Source organism: Anaerotignum sp. MSJ-24 (assembly GCF_018918145.1).
Taxonomy (GTDB): Bacteria; Bacillota; Clostridia; order Lachnospirales; family Anaerotignaceae; genus Metalachnospira.
The window spans coordinates 56,039-67,352 of record NZ_JAHLPX010000007.1 but is presented as its reverse complement, the minus strand read 5'-3'; the positions used below and the strand labels follow the sequence as shown (position 1 = coordinate 67,352).

Genomic DNA, 11,314 nt, shown 5'->3' with positions numbered 1-11,314 from the left:
TGATTTGTATAAATTAATTAGAAACATACCATTAAAACATATATTTTTCGTCAATCGTTTTAAGTCAATTTGCTATAGCTGTATTAATTTTAAACCATCGGCAGTTAAAAGTAAATGTAAATATCTGTTTTTTGTTTATTCTTTGGCAAAAATGATGTATAATGAACCATATCGGATAATTCTTTTCGGAGGCAAAGCTATGGGACTTAACATAAATCTTTCGCAAAAACTTAATCTTTCACAGCGCCTTGTTCTTTCGGCTAAAATTCTCCAGATGAGCTCTGTTGAGCTTAACGATTATTTAAAGGAAATTTCCGAAAATAATCCGGTTGTGGAATATTCCGAACCGGAATACAATGACAGCTGTTTCGATATGTTGCGCAAAAAGCTCGAATGGCTTGATTCCAGTGACGAACAGAACCGTTATTATTACACATCTTATAAGGAAGACGAAGAAAATAATGATAACTGGAATTTTCGTGTTGATGACGGAGATACTATCGAAGAATATCTTCTCAGTCAAATAAATACACAAAAGCTGTCTCCCGATGTGCTTACCGCCGCAAGATTTGCCGCAAAAAGCGTAAACAACAAGGGCTATCTTTCCGAAACTCCGGCTTCAATATCGGCTTTATGTAATGTTAGCAAAATCTCTGCCGAAAAAGCCGTCGAACTTATAAAAACTCTTGATCCGCCGGGCATAGGTGCTTCCGATTTAAAGGAATGCCTGTCCATACAGCTTAAGCTCCAACAGCCCTGCGATACTGTTGCGCTTGATATAGTCGAAAACTGTCTTGAGCTTGTTGCCAATAATCAGCTTAAGACAATCGCAAAGCAGTTAAATACTACTCTTGATTCCGTTTTAGATGCCGTTAAGAATATAAAAAGCCTCAATCCTTATCCCGGTGCAGGCTTTCGCACAAACGATTCGCCAAATTACATCGTTCCCGATGCCTACATATATAAAAATCCCGAAGGCGAATACGAAATCCAGCTTAACGACAGCTATTCACCAATTATAAAAATCAACAGCTATTACAAAAAAATAGTAAATGAAGACGGCGATTCGCAGGCAAAGGAATATGTCAACACAAAATTCAGCCAGGCAGAATGGATTTTGCAGTGTATCGAACGCCGTCGTTCAACATTTCTTTCCGTATTGTCACTTATAATAAATAAGCAGAAAAATTTCTTTGATAACGGTGCCGGAAATCTTTCGCCTATGAAGCTTTCGGATATATCAACTCAGCTTGAAATTCATGAAAGCACCGTAAGCCGTGCCGTACGAGATAAATATATTCAATGCCGCCACGGAATATTTCCACTATCGTATTTCTTTACATCTGCCGTTGAAACCGTTTCAAAAAACAGCAGCTCATCCGAAACCGTTTCACAGGATAAGGTTAAGCACCGTATAAAGGAAATAATAGATTCGGAGGATAAGCATAAGCCTTACAGCGACAGAGTTATTTCGGAAATGCTTGAAAATGAAGGAATATCGGTTTCAAGGCGTACCGTTGCCAAATATCGTGAAGCAATGGGGATTTACGGAACAAGTATGAGAAAAGATTTTTTTAAAAGCTGTTAACAATTATCCGGCACCGTCCAATGCGGATTTTCAATATATGTATGATAAAAGATTTTTCTAAAAGTTGTTGACAACTATCCGGCACCGTCCAATGCGGATTTTCAATATATGTATGATAAAAGATTTTTTAAAAATTGTTGACAAGAATGCTGTGCATTTAATATAATCAATTCATTGAATATTGTTAAGGCGATAAAAGAAATAGTACGCAAATTCAAGCTCTTCAGAGAAGGAATTATTTGGTGTGAAATTCCTGTGCTTTGGTTGCCGAAGCAGTCTTTTGGGAAACCGGGCTATGTGGCAGAAACAACAGTATGTCACATCGTACTCCTGCGTTAAAGGATAAAGGTGATACCCTTCTTTTTTCGGGTATAACCAGGGTGGTACCGCGAGGATTTATGCCCCGTCCCTGTTTACTCAGGAACGGGGTTTTATTTTTGCAATTATATATGTAGCTATTTTTAAAATCGTCAAATAATCTAATTTTAATATATTGGAGGAAATTGTTTATGAAATCAATGGGTGTAAACGAAATTCGAGAAAGCTTTCTCTCTTTCTTTGAAAGCAAGGATCACCTCAGACTTCCCAGTGCTTCTCTTGTACCGCACAACGATAAGAGCCTTCTTCTTATCAACTCAGGTATGGCTCCTCTTAAGCCTTACTTCACCGGTCAGGAGATTCCGCCCAGAAGAAGAGTAACCACATGTCAGAAATGTATCCGTACAGGCGATATTGAAAACGTAGGTAAAACAGCACGTCACGGTACATTCTTCGAAATGCTCGGTGACTTCTCTTTCGGTGATTATTTCAAAAACGAAATTATCCCTTGGGCTTGGGAATATGTAACAGAGGTTCTTGAAATACCTAAGGACAAGCTTTATGTTACAGTATACGAAAACGATGACGAGGCAGAGTCTATCTGGCATGAAAAGGTCGGCGTACCTATGGACAGAATAGTTCGTCTTGGCAAGGAAGATAACTTCTGGGAGCATGGCGTTGGCCCCTGCGGTCCATGTTCAGAAATTTACTATGACCGTGGCGAAGAATTCGGCTGTGGCAAACCTACCTGCGGAGTAGGCTGTGACTGTGACAGATATATGGAATTCTGGAACCTTGTATTCACACAGTTTGACAAACAGGAGGACGGCAGCTATCCTCGTCTTGCAAGGCCTAACATTGATACAGGTATGGGACTTGAGCGTATGGCTACAATAATGCAGGGCGTTGACTCTATCTTCGACGTTGACACAATCAAGGCTCTTCGTGATGCAGTTTGTGCTGTTGCAGGTGTTGAATATGAAAAAGGCGAAGCAACAGCAAAGACAGACGTTAGTGTGCGTGTAATCACCGACCATATAAGAAGCGTTACATTTATGACAGCAGACGGCGTTCTTCCTTCAAACGAAGGTCGTGGATATGTATTAAGACGTCTTCTCAGAAGAGCCGCACGTCACGGCAGACTTCTCGGAATAAACAAATTATTCCTTGCTGATTTATGTAAGGTAGTTGTTGCTACATCAGGTGACGCTTATCCCGAACTTGTTGAAAAACAGGACTATATTTATAAAGTAATTACAGTTGAAGAAAACAGCTTCTATAAAACAATAGATAAGGGAATGGAAATCCTTAAGGCTGACATTGAAGAAATGAAAGCTAACGGCGAAAAGATAATGAAAGGCGAAAAATCCTTCCGTCTTTACGACACATACGGATTCCCCATCGACCTTACAAAGGAAATCCTTGAAGAAGAAGGACTTGACCTTGATGAAGATGCGTTCAAAAACGAAATGCAGCTTCAGAAGGAACGTGCAAGAGCCGCAAGAGAGGTTGACACATACATGGGTGCAAGCGAAACAGTTTATCATCAGCTTGACACAGCTATGGTTACTGAATTCTCCGGCTATGACGGAAAACCTGTAACAGATGCAAAGGTTATCGCTCTTGTTGCCAACAACGCAGTTGCAGACAGTGCTTCTGCCGGTGATGAAGTATCCGTATTTCTTGACAGAACACCCTTCTATGCAGAAAGCGGTGGACAGATCGGCGACAACGGTACTATTAAAACAGAAATGGGCGTTGTTGAAGTAACCGATTGTATCAAGGTTATCGGCGGTAAGATTGCTCATATCGGTACAGTTACAGAAGGCAGTATTTCCGTAGGCGATACTGCAACAGCAGAAATTGACATGGTTAAACGTCTTGGCACATCAAGAAACCACTCTGCTACTCATCTTCTTCAGAAGGCACTCCGTACTGTTCTCGGAACACACGTTGAACAGGCCGGTTCTTACGTAACTCCCGACAGACTTCGTTTCGACTTTACTCACTTCGCCGCAATGACTCCCGAAGAGTTACAGCAGGTTGAGGATATTGTAAACGAAAAGGTTCTCGAAGGCCTTCCCATAACAACAAGCCTTCAGAGTATCGAAGACGCAAGAAAGCTTGGCGCTATGGCTCTCTTCGGAGAAAAATACGGCAATATAGTTCGTGTCGTAAACATGGGCGATTACAGCATTGAGTTCTGTGGCGGTGCTCATCTCAGCAACACATCACAGGTCGGCTCATTCAAGATTGTTTCGGAAAGCGGTATTGCAGCCGGCGTAAGAAGAATTGAAGCTCTTACAGGTGCGGCAGCTCTTAAATATTATCAGCATCAGGACGAGCTTCTTAAGACAGTTTGCTCCGCTGTTAAGGCAACACCCGAAAACCTTGTTAAGAGAGTTGAGGGCGTAATTGCTGAACAGCGTCAGACAGCTAAAGAGCTTGAATCACTCAAGGCTAAAATGGCCGGCAGTGCGGCAGAAGGCATTCTTTCAAGTGCAGTTGACGTAAAAGGCATTAAGCTTGTATGTGCGGAAATCAAAGATTCCGATGCAAATGCACTCAGAACAATGGGCGATCAGCTTAAGAATAAGCTTGGCAGCGGTGTAGTTGTTCTTGCATCGGCAAAGGACGGAAAAGTAAGCCTTCTTGCTATGGCAACAGACGATGCTGTTAAAGCAGGTGCTCATGCCGGAAACATCATAAAGGCTGCGGCAGCAGTATGCGGCGGTGGCGGCGGCGGACGTCCCAACATGGCTCAGGCCGGCGGTAAAGACGCAACCAAGATTGCCGAAGCTCTTGAAACAGCTAAGACTGTTCTCGAAGGTCAGTTATAATCAATATAAATCTGTACTTAAGCAGGCTGTTGTTTATGTTCAACAGCTTGCTTTTTTATTCTATAAAATAATTCATTTTAAGCATATCCATAACCTCAACAATCACTTTTTTGTATTTATCGTTATACGATTTCATGTTATAATTAAATTTATGCTGAAATTTAACTCATTTAGAAAGGAGATAATCTTTTATGAGCAGACTCGTAATTCCTACAAACAGTGAGGCTCAAAATGTGGTGGAAGAGCTTTATAAGGATCTTGAAAGACGTATAATAGCAAGTCCTCCGGGACTCTGTCCAATAGACGTTACTGCAGCATTTTTAAGAATGTGCCATGCCCAGACCTGCGGAAAATGTGTACCTTGCCGTATCGGCCTGAGACAGCTCACAAATCTTCTTGAAGATATTCTTAACGGAAAAGGTACTATGGAGCATCTGACAAAACTTCAGGAAACCGCACGTGTTATAGAAAGTACAGCCGACTGTGCAATAGGTTATACAGCCGCAGAAATGGTTCTTAAAGGGCTTGACGGTTTCAATGAAGATTTTATATCACATATTTTACATAACAGATGCAGCAGCGGTCTTGAGCACCCTGTTCCTTGTGTCGCGCTCTGTCCTGCCGGTGTGGATATTCCGGGATATATAGCTCTCACAGCCGAAGGCAGATATGCCGATGCGGTAAGACTTATACGAAAAGACAATCCGTTCCCAAATGCCTGTGCTCTCGTTTGCGAACATCCCTGCGAATCACGATGCAGAAGAAATATGCTTGATACATCCATAAATATACGAGGCATAAAACGAGTTGCCATTGATATGGCCGGATACGTTGCACCTCCCGAATGTGCTCCGTCAACAGGCAAACGCATTGCCATAATCGGCGGCGGCCCCAGTGGTTTAAGTGCTGCATACTATTTACAGCTTATGGGACACCAAACAACTGTAATAGAAAAACGCAAAAAACTTGGTGGTATGCTTTTATACGGTATTCCCAGCTATCGTCTTCCAAGAGAACGACTTGAAGGAGATATCAACGTAATACTTGAAACAGGTGTAGAGGTTCAAACAAATACAGCGGTAGGAAACGAAGAAGGTCAAATTACACTTGAAGAACTTCGTGAGCAATACGATGCTATCTATATTTCTATCGGTGCACACAGAGATAAAAAAATCGGTATCGATGGCGAAGATTCTATCGGTGTTGTTTCGGCAGTTGAATTTTTAAGAGCTATCGGCGACGGAAACAGTCCTGATTTAAGTGGTAAACGAATTTGCGTAATAGGTGGTGGAAACGTTGCCATGGACGTTGCCCGTTCATCGGTACGTCTCGGTGCAGAAAGAACAGCCGTTGTATACAGAAGAAGAAAAGATGATATGACTGCCCTTCCGGACGAAATTGAAAGTGCAATGGCGGAAGGCGTTGAAATTATGGAGCTTTACGCTCCCGAACACATAGAGGCAGACAGCCGAGGTGCTGTAAAGGCTCTTTGGGTAAGCCAGCAGATGCCCGGAGCAATCAGTGGCGGACGTCCTTCGCCTACTCCCGTAGGAACACCGCCCGTTCCCATTGAATGCGACATAATAATTGCAGCTGTCGGTCAAAGTATAGAAAGCAAATATTTTGTTGAACAGGGTATAGACGCAAAACGAGGCGTTATACAGGCAACCGGCTGGACATCAATCCAAAATATGCCCGGTATTTTTGCCGGCGGTGACTGTGCAACAGGACCGGCAACCGTTATACGTGCGATAGCCGCCGGAAAAGTAGCTGCCGCAAATATCGACCAGTATTTAGGCTTTAACCATCAGATAACCTGTGATGTTGAAATCCCCGATCCGGATCTTTCCGACCGTGTTCCTTGCGGCCGTGTAAATCTTAAGGAACGTGATGCAATAGAACGTAAAGGCGACTTCACAATTACACAATGCGGAATGAGCCTTAAAGAAGCACAGCAGGAATCCAAGCGTTGCCTCCGCTGTGACCACTTCGGCTACGGCAACTTCAAAGGAGGACGCATAAAATCATGGTAAACTCTATTTCAATAAAAATAAATAATAAAGAAGTACAGGTTCCCGAAGGAACTCGTATTATAGACGCTTGCAGAGATAACGGCTATAAAATTCCTTCACTCTGCTTTCTTAAGGATATAAACGAAATCGGTGCCTGCCGAATCTGCGTTGTTGAGGTTAAAGGCATAAGCCATCTTGTTCCGTCATGCAATAATACCGTACAGGAAGGCATGGAGATACTCACAAACTCTCCCCGTGTCCGTGAAGCAAGAAAAATCAATGCAGAGCTTCTGCTTTCACAGCACAATGCGAACTGTCCAACCTGTGTACGCAGCTCAAACTGTGAGCTTAAGAGAGTTGCAAACGATTTGGACCTTACCGATAACTGGTATAAAAACGAATATCCCGAAGCATTATGGTCAAAATCATTTCCACTTATCCGTGACGCAAGCAAGTGCATAAAATGTATGCGTTGTGTACAGATATGTGACAAAATCCAGACCTTAAACATATGGGATGTATCGGGAACAGGCTCACACACAACGGTTGACGTATCCAACAACAAAGAAATCAAGGCGTCTGACTGTTCGCTCTGCGGACAATGCGTAACTCACTGTCCGACAGCCGCATTGCATGAGCGTGACGATGTTGAGGCAATCAACGGAATAGACGGAGAGCTTGCAAATCCCGAAAAGGTAACAGTAGCAATCGTTGCACCTTCGGTTCGTGCATCATGGGGCGAAGAATTCGGTCTTTCTCCCGAATTTGCAACCGACAAAAGATTTGTAGCTACATTGAAGTCAGTTGGCTTTGACTACGTTTTTGATGCAGATTTTGCCGCAGACCTCACTATAATGGAGGAAAGCAGTGAGCTTATCGCAAGATTAAGAGAGCCGGAAAAATACAGCTGGCCTATGTTTACATCATGCTGTCCGGGCTGGGTAAGCTTTGCAAAAACACAGTATCCGGATATTCTTCCACAGCTTTCAACAGCAAAATCGCCTCAGCAGATGTTCGGAACTGTAATAAAAACTTACTTCGCACAGAAAAAAGGTATAAAGCCGGAAAACATCTCCTGTGTTTCGCTTATGCCCTGTCTTTCCAAAAAGCGTGAGCTTACACTTCCCGGAATGGACAGTGCCGGAACAGGCCATGATATTGACTATGTGCTTACAACAAGAGAAATATGCAGACTTATAAAAGCCGATAACATAGACGTTACACTTCAGCCGGAAACAAATTTTGATGATCCTCTCGGAGAAGCAAGCGGAGCAGGCGTTATATTCGGAACATCAGGTGGTGTTTTAGAGGCGGCATTAAGAACTGCATACTTCAAAGTTACGGGCAAAAACCCCGATTTAGGCGAAAACAGTCCACTTAAGGTTCTCCGAAATATTTCATCTCACAAGGAAATAGAAATAGAGCTCGGAAATAAAAAACTTCATTGTGCCGCAGTCAGCAGTCTTGGAGAAGCAAGAAAGCTTATTACATCAATAAAGCGTGGAGAATGTCATTATGACTTTGTCGAAGTCATGGCTTGTCCCGGCGGTTGTATAAACGGCGGCGGTCAGCCTATTCACCCGTCATATAACAGCATGCCGAACAGCTACACCGAGCGTGACCATTGCCTGCGTGAATATGACAACAGGAATAATATCCGTTTCAGCCACGAAAATAAGGCAATACAGACTCTTTACAATGATTATTTGGATTTTCCTATGTCCGACAGAGCACACCATCTGCTTCATGTCGAAAAATATTAACATAAAATTTTTTCGTTATTTATGCTGATTTACATTATTAACTCCGTATGCTACCATAAATATAGGCAGTATATATATAAAGGAGGAATACATATGGAAATCAAAGGAAAAGTTGCTCTTATAACCGGCGGTGGCACAGGTGTAGGTAAAGGTGTTGCCCTTCGTCTTGCAAAGGAAGGCACAAACATCTGCATCAACTATGCCCATTCCGAAAAGGAAGCCTATGAAGCAAAGGCAGAGGTTGAAGCATTAGGTGTAAAATGCAATGTGTACAAAGCAGATGTTTCCAATGACGAAGAAGACAAAGCTATGATCGAAGCTATCTTAAAGGACTTTGGACAGCTTGACATTCTTGTAAACAATGCTGGAAGAACACATTTCGTTCAGCACAGCGATCTTGACGGCATGAAGAGCGAATATTTTGATGATATTTTTGCATTAAATGTAAAAGGAACCTTCTTTATGTGTCGTGCTGCGGCAGAGGCTTTGAAAAAGAGCCATGGTGTTATAATAAACATAACATCAATAGCCGGTGTAACAGGCTTAGGAAGTTCAATAGCGTATGCAGCAAGCAAGGCCGCAGAAATAAGTATAACAAAATCTTTAGCAAGAGTTCTTGCTCCCGAAGTTCGTGTAATCGGTGTTGCTCCCGGAATAGTTCTTACACGTTGGGTTGACGGTCATGCGGATCATATCGACAAGCTCGCCGGAGAAACTCCTCTCCAGAAGGTTGCCGAACCCGCTGATATAGCACAAACCGTTTATGCTCTTATAGCACACGCTGATTTCGTTACAGGACAGAACCTCATTGTTGATGGTGGAGCGTTTATCTGATAAAATAACCGATACAAAAGTATAATTAAAAACAAAACCCTGCCCATTTCGAATTGATTTGGGTAGGGTTTTATATTTTATGGCTATCACCTGAACTAAGGTTCACAAAATTATCATTCTTCTGTTTCATAAACAATATCTCCGGTAAAATACAACGAAAGCGACATCTGGATTAAATCATCTTTTCCCGGAAAATTAAGATAGCCGATATATTCAACCTGATTGTAGCCATACATTTCATCTATAATTTCAAAGAAATACTCATCATACTTTTCAACAAACTCCTTTAATGGCAGCTTCGTTCCTTCAAAATCGCCATATTTCCCCAATTGGCTTAACAGCAAAACACAAGCAAACTCCATATCCACATCTTCAATGGTAATGTTTCCGCTTACCTGCGTATATGGTTCCTTTGTGCTTACATATCCATAGTTGAATTCAAAATGAACTGCGTTGTTTTGTAATGTAATTCTGTTCACAACTGAATCATGTAAGCTATATGGCATATTCATTTTCTGCTTAAATCTTATTATCATTTTGTTCGCCTGTTTTAAATTCATAATTTAATATTACTCAAATATCAAAACAGCCCGGCCTTTCGGTCGGGCTATAAACATCTTACATTTTATTATTTGAAAGCCTCAAGGAATGTATTTACTGTATTTACTTCAATAACGTCCTTGATTTCTGTAATATCAGAATAGAAGCTGTAGCTGTGTCCTGCACCTGTTGCAAGTGCAACATCTGCATTAAATGCTTCAACAGCCTTTAAGCTTGTTGCAGGAACAACTGTTGTGTCGTCCTCAGCATAAATTACAAGTGCTTTGCCCTTGTAGTTAGCTGCATTTGCAAGAGGTCTTGAATCCTTAACTTCGTCAAACCACTGTTTTGAAAGATCCTGAACCTGTCCCCAAGGAGATGTTCTTACATAATGTCCTTCAGCCTCAGCCTTTGCATAAGCTTCGTTCCAGCCGTCAACGTCAGTAATGATATGAGCATATAAATCATCATCAACCGCAGGTGCAAGAAGAACCATACCCTTGAAGTTTACTTTGTTTTCGCCAACTATTGTTGCGGCAATACGTCCGCCCATGCTATATCCGAAAATACCTACGTTCTCGGCATCAATAGCAAAGTTAGCCTCAACATATTCGATTGATGAGTATACATCGTTAATCATGTTTGATAATACATTAGCCTGGAAAGATTCCTCACTCTTACCACAGCCGGGGAAGTCCATACGAACTGATGCAATGCCTGCTTTTGCAAGTGATTCTGCTAAGCTTGTAAGTCCGCCGTTTTCTTCTCTGTTTCCGCCATGACCATGCGCAATGGCAACAAGAGGAACTTTAACGCCTTCCGCTACCTTAGGCATAACTACTGTTGCAGGGATTTTTGTTGAACGAACTGAAGGTATTTCAACCTCTGTTGATGTGTATTCATATGAAGGTGTTATTGAAACAAGACTATCTCTTCCGTCCCATGATACATTGTATCCGAATGCTTCCGCAAGATAACGTGCAGGTGCATATGTACGGTCGTTTGTAATAACTGCTGCTGTGTCCATTTCAACAGTTGATGCTTTTTCGCCTTCTGTTACCTTTAATTCTTTTGCTCCGATTGTAAAATCAACTTTCTTTGCTCCGTCTTCTGTTGCAAATGTAGCCGTTTTAGCTTCGTCGTCCCAGTCAACCTTAAGGTTGAGAGCCTCTGCGATTGCACGAAGAGGTACAAGTGTACGATTGTCGCTGTTGATATAAGGTGCTGCATCTGTGAACGCTACCTTATCTCCGTTTGCAGTAACTGTAATGTCTGCTGCAAATGCTGTTGCCGGAACCATGCTGATAGCAAGTGTTGCCGCAACTAATCCCGCAAAAAGTTTTTTCATTTGTAAATCCTCCTTTGTTTTTAAAAAGTTTTCACACTTGTAAGTGTCTTAAAGTAAAAACAATGTATAAA

7 protein-coding genes and 1 other annotated feature are annotated in these 11,314 nt (G+C 41.9%); of the genes, 5 read left to right on the top strand and 2 right to left on the bottom strand.

The window, feature by feature from the left end:
- Positions 1-199: 199 nt before the first annotated feature.
- The 5 genes from rpoN (at position 200) to KQI66_RS06555 (ending at position 9,355) form a co-directional block, all read left to right on the top strand.
- Positions 200-1,588, top strand: coding sequence for an RNA polymerase factor sigma-54 (rpoN, locus tag KQI66_RS06575; RefSeq protein ID WP_216427908.1), 1,389 nt, complete (start codon positions 200-202; stop codon positions 1,586-1,588).
- Between the two features lie 183 nt (positions 1,589-1,771).
- Positions 1,772-2,002 (top strand) — a binding site (T-box leader).
- Between the two features lie 95 nt (positions 2,003-2,097).
- On the top strand, positions 2,098-4,746 hold the full coding sequence (alaS, locus tag KQI66_RS06570) for an alanine--tRNA ligase (RefSeq protein WP_216427906.1): 2,649 nt from the start codon (positions 2,098-2,100) through the stop codon (positions 4,744-4,746).
- A 191-nt stretch (positions 4,747-4,937) separates the two neighbouring features.
- Positions 4,938-6,779 (top strand): NAD(P)-binding protein, encoded by a 1,842-nt coding sequence (locus KQI66_RS06565; RefSeq protein WP_216427904.1) that lies wholly within the window; start codon positions 4,938-4,940, stop codon positions 6,777-6,779.
- Complete coding sequence (locus KQI66_RS06560; protein ID WP_216427902.1) at positions 6,773-8,521, top strand: [FeFe] hydrogenase, group A; 1,749 nt, start codon at positions 6,773-6,775, stop codon at positions 8,519-8,521. Before KQI66_RS06565 ends, KQI66_RS06560 begins: the two co-directional genes overlap by 7 nt.
- A gap of 93 nt (positions 8,522-8,614) precedes the next feature.
- A complete protein-coding gene (locus KQI66_RS06555) occupies positions 8,615-9,355 on the top strand; it encodes an SDR family NAD(P)-dependent oxidoreductase (protein ID WP_216427900.1) in 741 nt (246 codons plus the stop codon).
- Between the two features lie 113 nt (positions 9,356-9,468).
- Here KQI66_RS06555 and KQI66_RS06550 read toward each other — a convergent pair whose 3' ends face one another.
- Together KQI66_RS06550 and KQI66_RS06545 are read right to left on the bottom strand one after the other, a co-directional pair.
- Positions 9,469-9,915, bottom strand: a complete 447-nt coding sequence (locus KQI66_RS06550; RefSeq protein ID WP_253287701.1) for a hypothetical protein — start codon at positions 9,913-9,915, stop codon at positions 9,469-9,471.
- Positions 9,916-9,983: 68 nt separating this feature from the next.
- On the bottom strand, positions 9,984-11,243 hold the full coding sequence (locus KQI66_RS06545; RefSeq protein ID WP_216427898.1) for an alpha/beta hydrolase family protein: 1,260 nt from the start codon (positions 11,241-11,243) through the stop codon (positions 9,984-9,986).
- Between the last annotated feature and the right edge of the window lie 71 nt (positions 11,244-11,314).